A 20,120-nucleotide genomic window follows, 5' to 3' on the forward strand; every position below is an offset into this window, starting at 1 on the left:
GATTATCCATATCACAAAGGTAGGCTGATTTTCTAATAGATCGTTGTCCAATATAGGCATTTTGTGTGTAGCTGGTGAACAATCTGCCCGGAAATTAATTTATTTTGTAAAAGCGAAATATTGGCAGTATAACCTTTATCTTTGCATTAATTTAAAAACAAAGCCCGAATTAAAGAAAATGAAAACAATATTATTAGCAGTAGGTACGCTCTGCCTCATGGCAGGTTGCTCGTCAAAAGTGGCAAGCTCAAAAGGAATCGTTAGTGATGCAACCATGAATACGGTAACGATTGTTACTGATAAGAATGATACCCTTTCGTTCAGTACGATAGATGCAAATAAAGATGAAGTCAACGGTTTGCTTCTGAATGATACGCTGGAAGTGTTCTATACCGGAAAATATACACCGGGAATGCCGGCTTCTAAATTAGTTCAGTATCCGCAATCTCCGATTGTGGGAGGTGATCGGGATGAACATGGCTGTATCGGTTCTGCCGGATATGTATGGTGTGAAGTGCAAAAAGACTGTATCCGCTTGTTTGAGAAAGGAATCCGCACGGAATCGGTGGACGATAGCAATGCTTCTGCCTTTATTGTGTTTAGTCCTGACTCTACGCAACTGGAACTTTTCTTTTCCAATAATCAACCCAATGAAATATTGGAGAGACGTGGCCTGCCTTCAGGAGGTTATGCATGGAACGTGGAAGATGACGATACGAAAAATGTACGGCTAATAGATGGCTTGTGGACAATCAGCCAAAGAAATAAGTTAATTTATAGCCAAAAGGCCGGAAACTGATTTTAAAAGCTCCGGCTTTCTGACGCTCTGCTTGTAGAGTAATGTTCTAGGTAATTAAATTAATAAGTGGATATCAAAGATGCTGAATATATAAACTTCCGTCATAATCTTTGTATTTAGCATCTTTGTATATATCAACCAGCTTGTTGCCGTAATCAAGAATGATATCTTTGGAAGTTTGTGATACATTTGTAGCCAAAATACCACTTCCCAAAATGCCCGGATTACATAATATACTGTCTTTTCTTATTGAATTCATTGTAAGCTCTACACCTATGTAATCCTTGATACCTGCCTTTTCCAGACTGGATACAATATAGTTATCCAAAGATGCTTTATCATCTCCGGTCATGAATCCATACCATAATAAACACTTCATGCCTAATTGAGTAGCCTGTATCAGGATATCGAGATAGGTTACTCCTGAATCTCCTTTCTTGTCTATTTCGTAAGGATCGATATGGATGAAAGAGGATGCGGGAAGTGAAGGCAACAGTTCTATTGTGCCTTTTAGGGAGTCGGTATGATGTATTTCTACGGATGTACTTAATCCGATTTGTTTGGCATAAATGTCTACATTCTCCAGCGCACTCTTTTCTAAATCGAAGAATACGAACCTTTTTGCTTGCTTTCCTAATACATTCATTGCCAGGGCAGGAGAACCCAGATAATTTCCTTTTGCCATTTCTGTGCTTTCCAGTTGGTAATAAATGGAAGCTTTTAGAGATTTGTCATCATCTGCTTTCTCCAGGAAATGATAGATACCATATTGCTGCTCCGGAGTTTGCGTCATGGAGTAGATGGCACATGCGGAATTGGTTTCTACATATACTTGTGGGGCTTCATTTCTAAGAACTTCACAGAGTATCAGATGTTTCAGTACATCGGGTTGTTTTGCGAAATGAGTGTAAGTTGCCATGTGGGTACATCTTAATATTTATAGAACATAAAAGAACTGCAACCGCTATCCTTTTTAGGCATTCATTAATTCATGGATTTCATGAATATGCAGGTGTAAATGACTTAGATAACCTTCTATCATGTCTTGTAGCGTAACCTTTGTTCCTTCAAAATCACACCAGTAGTTATCCAGTTTTGTCTGGTCTACAGATTTTATAATCTGAATGATATGCAGGTTAAAAAACTTCCATAGTTGAATCAGGTTATTCCAATCTTCATTTTGGTAATCTTGTAATGCTATCCACAGATCATTATCCTGACGGTAATCGGGAAAGAAAAGCAAATCTTTACTGTATTGCAATCTGACCATGCGTTGGTGATTGTTTGATGCCGAATCAATCAAATGTCCGAGAATCTGTTTGATGGTACGATTTTGTTTATTACGTTTCAACGTGATCGTATCATTTTGTAGCCCGGTTAGTATTTTCTCTTCAGTTTCTATCACATGATAGATTCCTTCTGTTATTTTGGAAAAATCGACGTTTGACATACCATTCTTTTCCTTTAGGTGTTTATAGCAAAATTGCTAATAGTACAAATATAGATAAATGTATCGATATTTATAAATTAAACGGAACTTTTCAATTCTAATTTTATCCCTCTTTCTTAAACCACCTGTAAAACCATTTACCGACTTTCTCGTAATGTCGGGTTTCGGTATCAGTATATAGCTTGGAGAAGAAAGACGTATCCAACGGCTCTCCCGACTGGTTAGGATACAGCACGATGAAGCTATTGTTGGAGAAATATTTCCCAAGCTGTCTCGGTAACTTCTCAAAAGAACTGTCATACGAAAGAGTTCCTGGTCGTGCACTGATAATAACCAATAAATGATCGTAACTTACCTGTCCTGTCAATACCAGCAGGTCATTCCAGTCTTCTAAGAGAGAGAAATCGGTAAGCGTCTGTTTATGCCTTTTCTTTATCCACGCTTGTAGGCGGATGGTAGTCTTTTCATTGGCAAAGAAGTGTACGCGGCATCCAAGAGTGCTCCCCATGCGACAAAAGTGTTCCATCCAATGCGGAAAGCCGGATTCATATTCGGCTTTAGGAGGGACGGCAACGACAATCCGTTTGATTGTATGGACCGGTATCAGAAATTTAGAGATAATTATTTCACAGTTTAATCCGTTCAATAAGTGTTCGGCAAGTATTCCAAAGTATGAATCTGTGATGTTTTTCTTGCGGTGCAGGCCGGTGATAATACTCGTAATCTCATTCTCCTTGACTGAATGGATAATACCGGAAGCTATATTCAAATCATACCGGGTGACCTTTTTGAGTGGTACATTTGCTTCCGTTGCTATCATTTCGGCTTTTTCCAGATAATGTTTGCTTCGAATTCGTAGATTATCAGAGTTATTATCGTCGTTGATAACATTTAATGCCAGGAGATTATCTTTCAATTTGGGGTCACGTATGACTAGAGAAAGATTCACCATGTCCTCGATAGTGTCCGGGTTGGCTATGGATATTAAAATCTTCTCTGTTTCTTTCGACGATTCATTTTCAGGTTGTGAATCATCCATCGCCATTTTTCTGGCTGCCCGTTCGGTAATCAGTGAACTCACTACGCAAGTGACCAGGATAAGCAAGACTGTTCCGTTTAGTACATCATCATTCAATAACCGTTCGCCGGTGGGCAGAATAATGTTGTATCCAACTAACACAGCCGCCAATGTGGCTGCCGCCTGTGCATTACTCAAACCATACATCAGATTTCGTTCAAGAACAGACATCTTATATATCTTTTGAGTGAGCCAGCAAGCAATCCATTTACCTGTCAGCGCCATGGTTATCATCACGGCGGCAACTTTTAAGGCATCCCCCTCTCCGAAAATAACACGTAAGTTGATTAACATTCCCACTCCGATAAGGAAATAAGGAATAAAAAGTGCATTACCAACGAACTCTAAATGATCCATCAATGGAGAGACGTGGGGGATGAGCCGGTTAAGTACCAATCCTGCGAGGAAAGCTCCCAAGATACCTTCCATACCAACAAGCTCCATCAACCCTGCTCCTAAAAAGACCATCGCAAGCACGAAAATAAATTGCATCACGTTGTCATTGTACCGGTGAAAGAACCAACGACCGATGCGCGGAAAGAAATAAATAATTAGTGCCCCTAGAAAGATTACTTTTACCACCAGCCAAATCCAAAACAATCCTCCGGTTTCTCCTTTGAACAATCCGCCTATAACAGCCAGTACCAGCAGCGTGAGTGTATCCGTTACGGCCGTTCCTCCTACGGCAATACTTACGCTACGATGGCGTGATATGCCGAAGCGGGTGACGATAGGGTAGGCCACGAGCGTATGGGAGGCATACATGCTGGCTAATAATACAGAGGTGATTACACCATATTTCAGATAAGATACATTTGCCACGAATCCAATCCCGATAGGAACGATAAAAGCCAGTAATCCGAGCACTAATGCTTTGTTTCGCGTCTCTTTGAAATCTCCCATATTCATTTCCAGACCAGCCAGGAACATGATGTAATAGAGTCCGACTTTCCCGAATAACTGAAAGCTGCTGTCTCGTGCCAGGATATTAAATCCATGTTCGCCAATAGCCAGTCCTGCCAGGATCATACCGATAATATGAGGGATGCGCAGTTTATTCAATAATATCGGAGCAAACAATATAATTAGGAGTACAAGGAGAAATATCCATGTAGGGTCGGTGATAGGGAATGTTAAATCAAGGCCAATCCAATCCATAATTTGACGAGTTCGTGATATTTGTTCCGCAAAATAACCTAAAAAAATGCTTCTAAAAAAGCATTAGTTAATAAAATTAGTCATTTATTTTTTCTCCAGATTCATGATTGCCGGAATGAAGAATGCAAGTGTTCCTGGGACATACGTTTTTAAATATACGATGATTTTATCCGTGTGTGCGTTTTGGGGTGTATAGTGATTTTATCCGGCTCTACTTTTAGCAATAATAGTAGTGCCGGATATGTCTATTTTTCGAATCCTAAATCATGTTCTTGTATTCCTCTTGTTTTTTCTTGGGTAACTTCTTTAAAACTTCTTCTACCGAGTGGCTAATCAACTCCTTTATGAGTTTATCGGGAACATCTCCTTCCAAGTAAACGGTTATCCAATGTTTCTTATCCGAAAAAGGTCCCCAAAAAATGTCTTCGTATTGTTCTATGAGCTCTTCTGATTTATCAGGATTACATTTCATATCCGCCCAGAATCTTCCGTTTTTAGGACGTAATGTAGCAAAAGTGAACATTTTATCCATAACCTTGAAAACCAAAGTATGTTCATCAAACGGCATACATTCTGTTGCTCCTTTGACTGACAGGCAATATTCTCTATAATCTTCGATATTCATGACTTCTCTTTTTTGATTCATTCGTTGTACAAATATATCACTTTCTGTTTGCTTTTGAAAAACATGTTTCTATCTCAAAGTACCCGTTTCAATTTCGCCCTTATCCGGCTTAAACTTACCGGAGTTATTCCCAGATAAGAAGCAAGACACTCCAATGGTATTCTCTGTAATAGCTCCGGATTATTTTGTATCAGTTTCATATACCGTTCGGACGCGGTGGTGAATAAGAGAGAAATAAGTCTTTCCTCTGTTTGCAGGAACTCTGATTCGGCAAACTTGCGCCCCCAGTTGGCAATATGGATATCTTCCTTGAATAATTCGTGTAAGTCTTTGCGCTTTAATAGATACAACACCGAGTTTTCCATCAGTTCCATTGACTCATACCCCTGTTGATTATTTACATAGCTTTTCAATGAGACAATGGTTGACCCTTCTTTCCCAATCCAGAACGTTACCTCTTTTCCGTCTACGGGAATGTAAGCTCTAGCAATCCCTTTCTCGATGAAAAAGATATTCGTTTCAGTCTTGCCAGCCTCCAATATATGATAACCTTTGGGATATGTGATTTTTGACAGATGTTTGACCACCTTATCCGCTGAAGCCTCCGGCATCCGATATATCCTGTTTATAATCTCGTGTATATCCATATCGCATTGAATCATTACATTGCAAAGTTACTACAAAAAAGTGAAATGCGGAAAGATATAGTGATAGAATTGAGTTACAAGGGTTTTGGTTGAAGTGGCGATAATCCGTGAAGCCATTACAATCCCTGCCGAAGCCAAATCCTGACGCCGCTACGTTACTTGTTCGTAACCATGCCCGAAAATGCGACAAACGGGTACGAATAGCGAAACAAGGCTCTAAGGAATAGTGAGTTATCCATAACTCATGCGAAAAATCAGGTTACGGAAAAAGATTGCGCCGTTCCTCCCCGTTTTGCGTACCAACACCGGACTCTTCACCAACTAATTTTGAAACCCAAAAATTAAGGACAATGAAGAGTACATTTTCAGTAATCTACTACCTCAAGCGTCAGGTAGTGAAAAAGGACGGGACAGTTCCCGTCATGGGACGCATCACGGTGGACGGCAGCCAGACACAGTTCAGCTGCAAACTGACTGTCGATCCGAAACTGTGGGACACCAAAGGTGGACGTGTCACGGGCAGAAGCACGGCGGCACTCGAAACGAACCGTATGCTTGACAAGATGCGGGTACGCATCAACAGGCATTATCAGGAAATCATGGAGCGTGACAACTTCGTCACGGCGGAGAAGGTGAAGAACGCCTTTCTCGGACTGGAACACCGCTACCACACGCTGATGCAGGTGTTCCGCCAGCACAACGAGGACTACGAGAAGCAGGTGGAGGCAGGCATGAAAGCCAAAGGCACGCTGCTGAAGTACCGCACCGTTTACAAGCACATGCAAGAGTTCCTCGACATCCGCTACCATGTGAAGGACATCGCCCTAAAAGAGCTTACCCCGGCTTTCATCTCCGACTTCGAGATGTTCCTGCGCACGGACAAGCACTGCTGCACCAATACCGTGTGGCTGTACGTCTGCCCGTTACGGACGATGGTATTCATCGCCATCAACAACGAGTGGCTGACGCGCGACCCGTTCCGCGAGTATGAAATCAAGAAGGAGGAAACAACACGCAGTTTCCTGACCAAAGATGAGATCCGCCTGCTGATGGAGGGGAAACTGAAAAACGCCAAACAGGAATTGTACCGCGACCTCTACCTGTTCTGCGCCTTCACGGGGCTGTCGTTCGCGGATATGCGCAACCTTACGGAAGAGAATATCCGCACCTACTTCGACGAACACGAGTGGATAAACATCAACCGCCAGAAAACGGGCGTGGTGTCCAACATCCGCCTGCTCGACATCGCCAACCGCATAATCGGCAAATACCGGGGACTGTGCGGGGACGGCAGGATATTTCCCGTTCCGCATTATAACACGTGCCTTGCCGGTATCCGTGCCGTCGCCAAGCGTTGCGGCATCACCAAGCATATCACGTGGCATCAGAGCCGCCACACGGCAGCCACGACGATATTCCTCTCCAACGGTGTTCCCATCGAAACGGTCAGCTCCATGCTCGGACACAAGAGCATAAAGACGACGCAGATTTACGCAAAGATAACCAAAGAGAAGCTCAATCAGGACATGGAGAACCTTGCCGCAAGATTGAACGGCGTCGAGGAATTTGCAGGTTGCACCATCTAAAAAGAAAAGCCATGAAACGTGACACAATCATCATCGAGGACAAGGCAGTCAGCGTAACCGGTAACGACGTGTGGATGACCGCCACCGAAATAGCCGGATTGTTCCATACGACCGTCCCGGCAGTGAACGCCGCCATCAGAGCCGTCCGCAAGTCGGACGTGCTGAACGACTACGAGGTGTGCCGCTACATGCAGCTTGAAAACGGGCTGCACGCGGACGTGTACGCCCTTGAAATCATCATCCCGGTCGCTTTCAGGGTGAATACCTACAACACCCACCTGTTCCGCACATGGCTGGTGGGAAAGGCACTCTCACAAGAGAAACGGCAGACATACGTGATGTTCATACAGAACGGAAAAGCCGGGTATTGCTGATTGCACATACCCCATAAGACAAGTAAACGGGTAGCACCACAAAAGGTGTCACCCGTTTACTTTTTCATGAAACCGCCTCACTCCAGCGGCTTGCGGTAGTTCGCTTCCAGTACCCCGCGCAGCCCCGTTTCCGGGTAAAGCACCTTCCCTCCCAAAAGTATGAAGGGCAACACGCGGTTGTTGCGGTATTCCTGCAAGGTGCGCCGGCTCACACGGAGCAGTTCCGACACCTCGCCGTCCGTCAGGTAACGTTCCCCGTCCAGCGGAGGACGGTAGCTTTCCAGAAATGCGGACAGCCATTTCGAGCCTTTGCGCATATCCTGCACCACAGAGGCTATCGGCTCGTCTTCCATCGTAAAAACATCGTTGTTCTCGTTCATCATAACTTCGGATTCAGTGGGTGAATAAATCAAATCATCTGCCGTGCGGATAGAGCGTGCCGACAAGCGGTATCAGCCGCTTCACCTCCTCTGGCTTGTAATAGAACCTGCGGTTTATCTGCGAGTAGCCGATAAGCCGCCTGTCACGCAGCGTCTGCAACGTGCGCGGGCTTATTCTCAACTGCCCGCAGACCTCCTCGCCCGTGAGCCATCTTTCCATGCGCCCCGTGTCGCTTTTGCGCCTCAGGGCGGCGACCTTCTCCGAGAGTGCGCCGAATGCCGCCACCATCATCTCGAAAGTCTTTTTCTCGATAGATACTATTTCCATATTCATGTCATTTAGAGTTTGCCGCAAAGGTAACGAAACGGCATACAAGACGTATCGTTTTCCGCTGAAAGGCTGCCTGTTGCGCCGTTTGACCGGGTTACGGAGCCATCTTCCGCAAAAATCTTACGTGAGTCACGTAGTGAGTTGTTAAAGCCCCTTTTGTTTATTGCCGAATTTTGTCGCAGAAACAAAAAGAAAGGACTGAACATGAAAGTGATAACAATGGAAAGTTCCGCCTACAAGGAGATGATGGCGCAGATTGCGAACATCGCAGGGTACATCCGCGAGGCAAGGGACGAGAAGAAACGGAAGCGGGAAACCGAAGACAAGCTGCTTGACACGGCACAGGCGGCGAAGATGCTCAACGTGAGCAAGCGCACCATGCAGCGTATGCGCACCGACCACCGTATCGAGTATGTGGTGGTACGCGGAAGCTGCCGCTACCGCCTTTCCGAGATACTGCGGCTATTGGAGGACAACACAGTAAGGAACGAGGAAGGGACAATAGACACCCTGTTCCACAACCACACGCTGCGCACGGGCGGCAAACCAAAAGGAAGGAGGACATAGGTCATGGAACTGCTCACACGAAACAACTTCGAGGGCTGGATGCAGAAGCTGATGGAACGGCTCGACCGTCAGGACGAACTGCTGCTGGCGATGAAGGCTGAGGGGAAACAGCCCACTATCACGGAAAGCATCCGCCTTTTCGACAATCAGGATTTGTGCATGTTGCTCCAGATAAGCAAACGCACCCTCCAACGCTACCGCAGCGTAGGCGCATTGCCCTACAAGACGCTGGGCAAGAAGACCTATTACAGCGAGGAGGACGTGCTGACATTCCTTTCCAACCATATCAAGGACTTCAAAAAGGAAGATATAGCCTTCTACAAGGCTCGTATCCATAATTTCTTTCATAAATAACCCATTAAAACATTTTTCAGATGGCAAAGAAAAAAGACGAAAAGGACGTGCTGGTAGTCCGTGACGAGAAGACAGGCGAGATCAGCGTGGTAGCCGGGCTGAACGCGGACGGCACACCCAAGCGCACCCCCGCAAAAGCGGAGAACGCGCAGAGTTTCCTGCAATTCGACCGACATGGCGACGTGCTGGACAACTTCTTCAAGAACTTCTTCCGGCAGTGCAAGGAACCCAGCCGCTTCGGTTTCTACCGCATTGCGGCAGACCAAGCTGAAAATCTCTTAGAGGTGATGAAGCAACTGCTGAAAGACCCCGAAGCGAACAAGGAGCTGCTCGCCCCTCACAAGGTGGACACCTCCGACTATGAGAAGAAGGTGCAGGAAGAGATGGCAGCACAACAGACAGAGAAACAAGAACCTCAAAAACAGGAGAACATGGAACAACGGAAAGAACAGCAACAGGACAAATCCGAACAGATGCAGGGCAAACGTGGCTACCAGCCCATCGACGAGAGTAAAATCAACTGGCAGGAGCTGGAGGACAGATGGGGCGTAAAGCGGGACAACCTTGAAAAGTCCGGCGACCTTACGAAGATGCTCAACTATGGCAAGTCCGACTTGGTAAAGGTCAAACCGACCTTCGGCGGCGAATCATTCGAGCTGGACGCCCGCCTCTCCTTCAAGAAGGACGGTGAGGGAAACATCAGCCTCGTGCCGCACTTCATCCGCAAGGAGCAGAAGCTGGATGAGTACAAGGAACACAAATTCTCCGACAATGACCGGAAGAACCTCCGCGAAACGGGCAATCTCGGTAGGGTCGTGGACATTGTGGACAGGGAAACGGGCGAGATCATCCCCTCCTACATCAGCATCGACCGCAAGACGAATGAAATCACGGACATTCCGGCAAGCAGGGTGCGCATCCCGGAGCGCATCGGCAAGACGGAAATCACCACGCAGGAGCGGGACATGCTCCGCGCCGGACTGCCCGTACGCGACAAGCTCATCGAGCGCAACGACGGCAGAAAGTTCGTCACCACCCTGCAAGTGAACGTGGAGCAGCGCGGCGTGGAGTTCGTGCCGGGAACCGGCAAGTCGCCCCGTACCGCACAGACACAGGAAACCAAAGGCGACACATCGAAAAGTCAGGCGCAGGGCGGGGAAAATGCCGCACAGACCAAGAAGGAGCAACGCCGCAACACGTGGACGAACGAGGACGGCAGCATCCGCCCCATCAGCAAATGGAGCGGCGTGAGCTTCACCGACCAGCAGAAAGCCGACTATGTGGCGGGTAAAGCCGTGAAGCTGGAGAACGTGACCGACAAGCAGGGCTTCCATGCCACGATGTATATCAAGTTCAACCCGGAGAAGGGACGCCCGTACCGCTACGACACGAACCCTGACAATGCACAGCAGGTTGCTCCGTCCAACGAGAGCCGCACGCAGGTGGCGGTGAACAACGATGGCAAGACCAACGAGGCTACAAAGAATCTGAGAGAGCCGTTGCAGAAAGGTCAGACCAACCCGAAGGACGCCCGCCAGCAACAGCAGCAGGAGAAGCCGCAGAAGAAAACGGGCAAGGGCATGAAAATGTAATCCCGTGTCCGCCACTGAATCCAAAATAAAATCCAAAGTATCAACAAAAAAGAAGAAGACATGAAGACAATCATTGCAGAAAAGCCCTCCGTGGCACGTGAAATCGCCCGCATCGTGGGCGCGACAAAGAGAGAGGAAGGATATTTCGAGGGAGGCGGTTATGCCGTGACATGGGCATTCGGACACCTCGTTCAGCTTGCCATGCCCGACGGCTACGGCGTGCGCGGATTTGTCCGTGACAACCTCCCGATTATTCCCGACACATTCACGCTCGTCCCCCGTCAGGTCAGGACGGAGAAAGGTTACAAGCCCGACAGCGGCGTGGTGTCGCAGATAAAAGTCATCAAAAGACTGTTCGACACAAGCGAACATATCATCGTGGCGACCGATGCCGGACGCGAGGGAGAGCTTATCTTCCGCTACCTCTACCACTATACGGGTTGCACCACTCCTTTCGTGCGCCTGTGGATCAGCTCTCTCACCGACAAAGCTATCCGCGAGGGACTGCGGAAACTCGAAGACGGCAGCAAATACGACAACCTCTACCTCGCCGCCAAAGCGCGGAGCGAATCCGACTGGCTCGTGGGCATCAACGGCACACAGGCGTTATCCATCGCCGCCGGACACGGCACGTATTCCGTGGGGCGGGTGCAGACACCAACGTTGGCTATGGTATGTGAACGCTACTGGGAGAACCGCCGCTTTACGTCCGAAGCATTCTGGCAGCTCCATATCGCAACGGACGGTTGCGACGGCGAAGTCGTGAAATTCTCATCCTCCGAGAAATGGAAAGAGAAAGAACCGGCGATGGAACTATATAATAAGGTAAAGGCGGCAGGTTGCGCCACTGTCACGAAAGCCGAGCGCAAGGAGAAGACGGAGGAAACTCCCTTGCTCTACGACCTGACCACGCTCCAGAAAGAAGCCAACGCCAAGCACGGCTTCACGGCGGAACAGACGCTTGAAATCGCGCAGAAACTCTACGAAAAGAAGTTGATAACCTATCCGAGAACGGGAAGCCGCTACATCCCCGAAGACGTGTTTGCCGAAATTCCCAAACTGCTCGCTTTCATCGGCACACAGCCCGAATGGAAAGACAAGGTGCGGGCAAAAGCCGCCCCGACACGCCGCAGCGTGGACGACGGCAAGGTGACAGACCACCATGCCCTGCTCGTCACGGGTGAGAAACCGCTCTTCCTCTCCAAAGAGGACAATACCATCTATCAGATGATTGCCGGGCGCATGGTCGAGGCATTCTCTGAGAAATGCGTCAAGGATGTGACCACTGTCACGGCGGAATGTGCCGGAGTGGAGTTTACCGTAAAAGGCAGCGTCGTGAAGCAAACCGGATGGCGTGCCGTCTATGGCGAGGAAAAAGAGGAAATTACCATCCCCGGCTGGCAGGAAGGCGACACGCTGACACCGAAAGGCTCGTCCATTACCGAAGGAAAGACCAAACCCAAGCCGCTGCATACCGAAGCCACCCTGCTCTCGGCAATGGAAACGGCGGGCAAGGAAATTGAGGACGACGCACTGCGGCAGGCGATGAAGGACTGTGGCATCGGTACTCCCGCCACACGCGCCTCCATCATCGAAACGCTTTTCAAGCGCGGTTACATGGAACGCTGCAAGAAGTCGCTTGTTCCCACCGAAAAAGGACTTGCCCTCAATTCCGTCGTCAAGACGATGCGCATCGCCGATGTTGCCATGACGGGCGAATGGGAAAAGGAGCTGGCGCGTATCGAGCGCGGGGAACTGTCCGACGACACCTTCCGCAAGGAGATAGAGGCGTACACACGTGAGATAACCTCCGAACTGATCTCGTGCGACAAGCTCTTCGGCAGCCGTGACTCCGGCTGCGCGTGTCCCAAGTGTGGCACGGGCAGGATGCGGTTCTACGGCAAGGTGGTACGCTGCGACAACACGGAGTGCGGACTGCCCGTGTTCCGGCTGAAAGCGGGACGCACCCTGTCCGACGATGAAATCAAAGACCTGCTCACCGAAGGGCATACCAAGCTGCTCAAAGGGTTCAAGAGCAAACAGGGCAAGAGTTTCGATGCTGTTGTCGCCTTTGACGGGGAATATAACACGACTTTTGTGTTCCCGGAGGCTAAAAAGGACAAGAAATTTTCAGGACGGAAGAAATAGTATTAACTTTGCCACTTGTTCAGAGTAATGAATTGTTCTTCGATACCGGATTACACTCATACTTTGGATTTAGTGGTGGCACTCGGAGGGATACCGAGTGCCTTTTTCTTCCTTTTTCCAACCGATTATCCCGTTAATTATCAATCCGCTAAATCCAAAGTAATGAACAACAAGAAGAAAAACGAGGGTCAGACCGACTTTTCCTATTACGGTCTGTACCTGCTGGACTATCTCCGCACGAACAAGTTTGAACAGGCTGACGACACCGCTTTCATACGGGAACGGGCCGACCGTGCCGCCGAAACGTATGAGAGGGCACGGCTTGAAGGCTATCCCGCCGATGGTGCGCAGGAACTGGCGATGGACACGCTGCTGCGCGGGCTGCATTATTCCCGTTACGCCATCCTCCGCGAAGTCGTGGAAAACGAGTTTGCCGATGAAGTGCCGGAAGAGAAGCGTGAAGCCTTTGTCCTGAAACTGCTGCCGCTTGTCGGCAACGTGTTCTCCGTCTATGACCTCTCGGATGACAATTTCGCCCTGTCTTCCGATTACGACCTGCTCTACACGGAGCTGACGGGAGCAACCGTCCTTTACTTAGACGAATATGGCGTTTAACCGCAAACAGAAACTGCGGGACAACATCGAGGCGATACGGACGGCATTCATCCTTGACAGGGAAAATAGGACAGCGACAACCGAAGAGCGTGCCATACTTCAAAGGTACTGCGGTTTCGGCGGTCTGAAATGTATCCTCAACCCTGCAAAGGAACTGACGGATGCCGTCCGGTGGGCGAAATCCGACCTCGAACTGTTCGCCCCGACGGTGGAGCTGCACAGGCTTATCCGTGAGAACAGCAAGGACGAAACAGAGTACAAGCGGTTTGTGGATTCGCTGAAAGCGTCCGTGCTGACCGCTTTCTACACCCCCAAAGAGATAACCGACACCATCGCGGACGTGCTGGCAGATTACAGCGTCCGCCCCGCCCGTATGCTCGAACCGTCGGCAGGTGTCGGCGTGTTCGTGGATTCCATGCTGCGGCACAGCCCCAATGCGGATGTGATGGCTTTCGAGAAGGATCTGCTCACGGGTACAATCTTGAGGCATCTCTATCCCGACCAGAAAATGCGCACCTGCGGTTTTGAGAAAATCGAAAGACCGTTCAACAATTATTTCGACTTGGCGGTGTCCAACATTCCGTTCGGTGACATTGCCGTGTTCGACGCGGAGTTTCAGCGGAGCGACTCTTTCGGCAGACGCTCCGCCCAGAAAACCATCCACAACTATTTCTTTCTCAAAGGACTGGATGCCGTGCGTGACGGCGGTATCGTGGCGTTCATCACCTCGCAAGGGGTATTGAATAGCACCAAGACCTCCGTGCGTAACGAGCTGTTCAGTCAGGCCAATCTGGTATCCGCGATACGCCTGCCCAACAACCTGTTCACGGACAACGCGGGCACGGAGGTGGGCAGTGACCTGATTGTCCTGCAAAAGAACCTCAGCAAGAAGGAAATGTCGCAGGACGAGCGGCTGATGACCGTGATACAGACGGACACGAAAACCGCCCTGACCGACAACGCCTATTTCATCCACCACCCGGAACGCATCGTGCATACGATGGCGAAACTTGACACAGACCCCTACGGGAAGCCCGCTATGGTTTATCTGCACGAGGGCAAGGCAGCAGGCATCGCCGGGGATTTGCGCCGTATGCTCGACGAGGATTTCCATTACAGGCTTGCCATGCGCTTGTATTCGGGTTCAATCCGGCAGGCAGGAACGGAAGAAAAAGTTGCCGTTCAAAATAAAGTAGAGCGTCCTGCCATAAAATTGGAAACAGTATCCTCGGCGCAGACGGTGGAAACTCCGACAGAAAAGCCGCAACCCGCAGATGAAAAGCCGGAGATAGAACCGCGCCCGCAATATTCCGCAGGCGTGCAGCTCACCCTGCTTGACCTCTGGGGGATGACGGAAGAGGTCAGCCAACCGAAAACCTCCAAAAAGAAAAAGACGGTGAAAAAGGCAGTTACGGCAAAGTCCACTCCGCCCAAACCGAAAGTCACGGTTACACCGACAGCTCCAACTGCAAAACCCGCAATGGAGAATAAGGAGGTGAAAGCGGAGAACACCGCCAAGCCTGCCGACCCGGACGACATCTATGCCACACTGGACTGGGATACCAATCCTCCCATCAACGGTTTCTATGAAATGATGATGGGTTTGACGCCGGAGCGTAGGAAAGAACTTCGGGAACTGGCAAGGCAGCATAACGAGAAACAAGTGGCGGAAAAGACGGAAGTGAAAGCCGTGCCGGAAACTTCCCGTGAGCAGCCACGACAGGAGGAAACACAGCCGGAGGCAGTCGCCGCACCTGCCGTTACAGATACCCCATCGGAAGCGGTGGGGACTTTCCTTTTCCCCGACATCGAAGCGGAAAAGCCGAAGGAGGAAGTCGTGGACCTTTCTCCGCGTGCCTACCACCGCACGCCGGAGATGCACCTGCGCGAAGGGTCGCTGGTGGCTGACCGGGGGCGTCATAACATCGGCTACCTGAAAGACATCACGCCATACGGGGCGACATTCCAGCCGCTCGACCTGAAAGGATACCAGAAGGAAAAGGCGTTGTTGTATGTGTCGCTGCGTGACGCCTACGAGCGTCTGTACCGTTATGAATCGCTCCGGCGCGAGGCAAATGTTCCGTGGCGAGAGCATCTGAATACCTGTTACGATGAGTTTGTCATGCGCTACGGCAACCTCAACGCCAAGCAGAACGTGAAGTTAGTGATGATGGATGCGGGCGGGCGCGACATCCTTTCGCTGGAACGGATGGAAAACGGAAAGTTCGTCAAGGCGGACATCTTCGAGCATCCTGTTTCCTTCGCGGTGGAGAGCCATGCCAACGTAGGCTCTCCCGAAGAAGCCCTGTCTGCGTCGCTCAACAAATATGGTACGGTCAATCTCGACTATATGCGGGAGATAACCGACAGCACGGCGGAGGATTTGCTCACTGCCCTGCAAGGGCGCATCTACTACAATCCGCTCGTGACCGGTTACGAAATCAAAGACCGTTTCATCGCCGGAAATGTCATAGAGAAAGCGGAACGCATAGAGGCATGGATGGGTGACAATCCCGAAAATGAGCGTATGCCGGAGGTGAAGCAGGCGTTGGAGGCTCTGAAAGATGCCGAGCCGCAGCGCATCGCCTTCGAGGATCTGGACTTCAATTTCGGGGAACGCTGGATTCCGACGGGTGTCTATGCCGCCTACATGAGCCGGCTGTTCGACACGGAGGTGAAAATCGCCTATTCCGCAAGCATGGACGAGTTTTCGGTGGTGTGCGGCTACCGCACCATGAAAATCACGGACGAGTTTCTGGTGAAGGGGTATTACCGGAACTATGACGGTATGCACCTCCTAAAACACGCCCTGCACAACACCTGCCCTGACATGATGAAGTCCATCGGCAAGGACGAGCATGGCAACGACATCAAGATGCGCGACAGCGAGGGAATACAACTCGCCAACGCCAAGATTGACGAGATACGAAACGGCTTCTCCGAATGGCTCGAAGAGCAGTCGCCGCAGTTCAAGGAGCGGCTTGTGACGATGTATAACCGCAAGTTCAACTGTTTCGTGCGCCCGCGCTACGACGGCTCCCATCAGACCTTTCCCGACCTCAACCTGAAAGGGCTGGCAAGCCGGGGTATCAAGAGCGTCTATCCCTCACAGATGGATTGCGTCTGGATGTTGAAACAGAACGGCGGCGGAATTTGCGACCACGAGGTGGGAACCGGTAAGACGCTGATAATGTGCATCGCCGCGCATGAGATGAAGCGTCTGAATTTGGCACACAAGCCGATGATTATCGGGCTGAAAGCCAACGTTGCGGAGATTGCAGCCACCTATCAGGCGGCATATCCCAACGCACGTATTCTGTACGCTTCGGAGAAGGACTTTTCGACCGCCAACCGTGTGCGCTTCTTCAATAATATAAAGAACAACGACTACGATTGCGTCATCATGTCGCACGACCAGTTCGGCAAGATACCGCAGTCGCCGGAATTGCAGCAGCGCATCCTGCAAGCAGAGCTTGACACGGTGGAGGAAAACCTCGAAGTGCTACGGCAGCAGGGAAAGAACGTGTCGCGGGCGATGCTGAAAGGATTGGAGAAGCGCAAGCACAACCTTGAAGCGAAGCTGGAGAAGGTGGAACACGCCATAAAGTCACGCACGGACGACGTGGTGGATTTCAAGCAGATGGGCATCGACCACATCTTCATAGATGAGAGCCACCAGTTCAAGAATCTGACTTTCAACACGCGCCACGACCGTGTGGCGGGATTGGGAAACAGCGAGGGAAGCCAGAAGGCACTTAACATGCTCTTTGCCATACGCACCATACAGGAGCGCACAGGAAAAGACTTGGGTGCGACCTTCCTCTCCGGCACGACTATCAGCAACTCACTGACTGAATTGTACCTGCTGTTCAAGTACCTGCGCCCGAAGGAGCTGGAACGGCAGGACATAAGGTGTTTCGACGCTTGGGCGGCGATATTTGCCAAGAAGACGACGGATTTTGAATTTAACGTGACGAACAATGTGGTCCAGAAGGAGCGTTTCCGCTACTTCATCAAAGTGCCGGAGCTTGCCGCCTTCTATAATGAAATCACGGACTACCGCACGGCGGAGGATGTGGGCGTTGACCGTCCTGCCAAGAACGAGATACTGCACCATATACCGCCCACGCCGGAACAGGAGGACTTCATACAGAAACTGATGCAGTTCGCCAAGACGGGCGATGCCACCTTGTTGGGCAGGCTGCCGCTTTCGGAAACGGAAGAAAAGGCGAAGATGCTCATCGCCACGGACTATGCCCGGAAAATGGCACTCGACATGCGCATGATAGACCCGAATTACGAAGATCATCCCGACAACAAAGCGAGTCACTGTGCCAAGATGATCGCGGAGTATTATCAAAAATACGACGCCCAGAAAGGCACGCAGTTCGTTTTCTCTGATTTGGGGACATACCAGCCGGGCGACGGGTGGAACGTCTATTCGGAAATCAAGCGCAAACTGACGGAGGACTACGGTATACCGCCAAGCGAGGTGCGCTTCATTCAGGAGTGCAAGACCGACAAGGCGCGGAAGGCGGTGATAGACGCCATGAACGCCGGGACGGTGCGTGTGCTGTTCGGCTCTACCTCTATGCTCGGAACGGGTGTGAACGCCCAGAAACGGTGTGTGGCTATCCATCATCTCGATACGCCGTGGCGACCGTCCGACTTGCAACAGCGTGACGGACGCGGAGTTAGGGCAGGTAATGAGATTGCCAAACATTTCGCCGGGAACAACGTGGATGTAATCATCTACGCGGTGGAGAAGTCACTGGACAGCTACAAGTTCAACCTCCTGCACTGCAAGCAGACTTTCATAAGCCAGCTCAAAAGCGGTGCGATGGGTGCGCGTACCATCGACGAGGGGGCAATGGACGAAAAATCGGGCATGAATTTCTCGGAATACATGGCGTTGCTCTCCGGCAATACCGACCTGTTGGACAAGGCGAAACTGGAAAAGCGGATCGCATCGCTCGAAGGGGAACGCAAGTCGTTCAACAAGGGCAAGCGTGATTCGGAGTTCAAGCTGGAGTCAAAGACCGGCGAGTTGCGCAACAACACGGCTTTCATAGATGCCATGACGGAGGACTGGAACCGCTTCCTGTCGGTGGTGCAGACCGACAAGGAGGGCAACCGCCTTAATATAATAAAGGTGGACGGAGTGGATTCCGCCGATGAGAAGGTCATCGGAAAGCGTTTGCAGGAGATAGCCAAGAATGCCACGACCGGAGGGTTGTACACGCAGGTCGGTGAACTTTACGGTTTTCCGATAAAGGTGGTGAGCGAAAGGATACTCAAAGAGGGATTGGAGTTCACCGACAACCGCTTCGTGGTCGAGGGGAACTACAAGTACACCTACAACAACGGGCATCTGGCGATGGCTGACCCGTTGGCCGCCGCCCGCAACTTCCTCAACGCGATGGAGAGGATACCCTCCATCATCGACCAGTACAAGGCGAAGAACGAGGTGCTGGAGATGGAGATACCGCAGTTACAGGAGATAGCGGGTAAGGTGTGGAAGAAGGAGGACGAGCTGAAGCAGTTGAAGTCCGAACTTGCCGCCCTTGACCGAAAAATTCAGCTGGAGCTTGCGCCACCCACGCCCGAAGTCGCAGAAAAGGAGAATGAAGGGCAACAGCTCAAGCCGGAAGCGGAAGATGTGAGGAACAGGCAGGCGCAATATCCCGAAAATGCACCGCCGCAGATACGCAGTCCGGCGGATAGTATCGTTGCCAACCATGTCATAATCGGGCGTCCGGGACTGTATGCCAAGGAGGAAACCCGGTCCAAAGGATTGAAAATATAACCTAAGGAATTTTATCTGAAGTATTAATAAGGGCTATCCCAAAAGGTCTAAAAGTAAATTTTATCCTTTCTGCAAGTATCTATAGGATGGCAACTGCATTTTTTTCTTTTTGGGCAGCCCTTATTAAAATTTATTCTTATTTTAGGTTATATACATTCATGTCCATTTATGTAAAAAATTCCTGCTGACCTTGTTTATGTCTTGTCAGTCACCATTTGCAAAACCATATTTGACCCTCAAAGAGGCTGAATTTGATAAGTAACTTGCTACATACTCATAATAAGGAGCTAAATAGAACACGAATGGGAAATACACAAATGCTAAACTAAAGAAGATATTGGCCAAAATAAACGCTATACCGAGAGAGAAACTTGATTTTTCAACTTCCTAAAACGGTGTTGTTCAAACATTTCTACTTATTTGTACTTGCCAGTTGAACCTACGCTTCCCTAATAAAATGTCTATGGTAAAAAGTTAAAAAATCCTCCCACTTTTGTTAGATATATTTTTTTGTGTAATTTTGTAATCGTTATGCGGCAGTAATAATATACATATTAATACGAGTTAGTAATCCTGTAGTTCTCATATGCTACGAGGAGGTATTAAAAGG

At 49.6% G+C, this 20,120-nt stretch carries 16 protein-coding genes; 9 read left to right on the top strand and 7 right to left on the bottom strand.

All coding sequences use genetic code 11. The features are described from left to right. The first annotated feature begins 178 nt into the window (after positions 1-178). Positions 179-799 (top strand): hypothetical protein, encoded by a 621-nt coding sequence (locus BSAG_RS17310; RefSeq protein ID WP_004306429.1) that lies wholly within the window; start codon positions 179-181, stop codon positions 797-799. A 73-nt stretch (positions 800-872) separates the two neighbouring features. On the opposite strand, the gene rlmJ is transcribed toward BSAG_RS17310, so the two are convergent. The 5 genes from rlmJ to BSAG_RS17285 form a co-directional block, all read right to left on the bottom strand. Further along, complete coding sequence (gene rlmJ, locus BSAG_RS17305) at positions 873-1,718, bottom strand: 23S rRNA (adenine(2030)-N(6))-methyltransferase RlmJ (protein WP_004315238.1); 846 nt, start codon at positions 1,716-1,718, stop codon at positions 873-875. Between the two features lie 54 nt (positions 1,719-1,772). Continuing rightward, a complete protein-coding gene (locus tag BSAG_RS17300) occupies positions 1,773-2,249 on the bottom strand; it encodes a DinB family protein (protein WP_004315237.1) in 477 nt (158 codons plus the stop codon). A gap of 103 nt (positions 2,250-2,352) precedes the next feature. Continuing rightward, positions 2,353-4,485: a cation:proton antiporter gene (locus BSAG_RS17295; protein WP_004315236.1), complete on the bottom strand. Its 2,133-nt coding sequence runs from the start codon at positions 4,483-4,485 to the stop codon at positions 2,353-2,355. A gap of 259 nt (positions 4,486-4,744) precedes the next feature. Beyond that, complete coding sequence (locus tag BSAG_RS17290) at positions 4,745-5,110, bottom strand: MmcQ/YjbR family DNA-binding protein (RefSeq protein ID WP_008020106.1); 366 nt, start codon at positions 5,108-5,110, stop codon at positions 4,745-4,747. A 74-nt stretch (positions 5,111-5,184) separates the two neighbouring features. Further along, positions 5,185-5,757 carry a Crp/Fnr family transcriptional regulator gene (locus BSAG_RS17285; RefSeq protein ID WP_004306434.1) on the bottom strand — a complete coding sequence of 191 codons (573 nt, stop codon included), beginning with the start codon at positions 5,755-5,757 and terminating at the stop codon, positions 5,185-5,187. Between the two features lie 350 nt (positions 5,758-6,107). Here BSAG_RS17285 and BSAG_RS17280 point away from each other — a divergent pair, with 350 nt between their 5' ends. Continuing rightward, a complete protein-coding gene (locus tag BSAG_RS17280; protein ID WP_004291422.1) occupies positions 6,108-7,343 on the top strand; it encodes a site-specific integrase in 1,236 nt (411 codons plus the stop codon). 11 nt (positions 7,344-7,354) lie between these two features. Continuing rightward, entirely contained in the window at positions 7,355-7,717 is a 363-nt protein-coding gene (locus BSAG_RS17275; protein WP_004291423.1) for a hypothetical protein, read from the top strand. 77 nt (positions 7,718-7,794) lie between these two features. On the opposite strand, the gene BSAG_RS17270 is transcribed toward BSAG_RS17275, so the two are convergent. Both BSAG_RS17270 and BSAG_RS17265 read right to left on the bottom strand, forming a co-directional pair. After that, positions 7,795-8,100, bottom strand: coding sequence for a helix-turn-helix domain-containing protein (locus tag BSAG_RS17270; protein WP_004291424.1), 306 nt, complete (start codon positions 8,098-8,100; stop codon positions 7,795-7,797). A gap of 31 nt (positions 8,101-8,131) precedes the next feature. Continuing rightward, positions 8,132-8,431: a helix-turn-helix domain-containing protein gene (locus BSAG_RS17265; protein ID WP_004291426.1), complete on the bottom strand. Its 300-nt coding sequence runs from the start codon at positions 8,429-8,431 to the stop codon at positions 8,132-8,134. Positions 8,432-8,632: 201 nt separating this feature from the next. Between BSAG_RS17265 and BSAG_RS17260 the strand changes: the two genes are divergently transcribed. The 6 genes from BSAG_RS17260 to BSAG_RS17240 all read left to right on the top strand — a co-directional run bounded on the left by BSAG_RS17260 (position 8,633) and on the right by BSAG_RS17240 (position 19,510). Further along, positions 8,633-8,995: a helix-turn-helix domain-containing protein gene (locus BSAG_RS17260; RefSeq protein WP_004304264.1), complete on the top strand. Its 363-nt coding sequence runs from the start codon at positions 8,633-8,635 to the stop codon at positions 8,993-8,995. Positions 8,996-8,998: 3 nt separating this feature from the next. Beyond that, the gene (locus tag BSAG_RS0222725) at positions 8,999-9,349 is read left to right on the top strand and encodes a helix-turn-helix domain-containing protein (RefSeq protein WP_004291454.1); all 351 of its coding nucleotides are present in this window, start codon (positions 8,999-9,001) and stop codon (positions 9,347-9,349) included. 20 nt (positions 9,350-9,369) lie between these two features. Then, positions 9,370-10,941: a DUF3945 domain-containing protein gene (locus BSAG_RS17255; protein ID WP_004291455.1), complete on the top strand. Its 1,572-nt coding sequence runs from the start codon at positions 9,370-9,372 to the stop codon at positions 10,939-10,941. Between the two features lie 60 nt (positions 10,942-11,001). Further along, positions 11,002-13,089 (top strand): type IA DNA topoisomerase, encoded by a 2,088-nt coding sequence (topB, locus tag BSAG_RS17250; protein WP_004291456.1) that lies wholly within the window; start codon positions 11,002-11,004, stop codon positions 13,087-13,089. A gap of 162 nt (positions 13,090-13,251) precedes the next feature. Next, positions 13,252-13,704 carry a DUF1896 domain-containing protein gene (locus tag BSAG_RS17245; protein ID WP_004304266.1) on the top strand — a complete coding sequence of 151 codons (453 nt, stop codon included), beginning with the start codon at positions 13,252-13,254 and terminating at the stop codon, positions 13,702-13,704. Further along, positions 13,694-19,510, top strand: coding sequence for an N-6 DNA methylase (locus tag BSAG_RS17240; protein WP_004291462.1), 5,817 nt, complete (start codon positions 13,694-13,696; stop codon positions 19,508-19,510). The genes BSAG_RS17245 and BSAG_RS17240 overlap by 11 nt, the downstream gene beginning before the upstream one ends. Positions 19,511-20,120 lie beyond the last annotated feature (610 nt).

This window comes from Bacteroides sp. D1 (assembly GCF_000157095.2).
GTDB classification, from domain to species: domain Bacteria; phylum Bacteroidota; class Bacteroidia; order Bacteroidales; family Bacteroidaceae; genus Bacteroides; species Bacteroides xylanisolvens.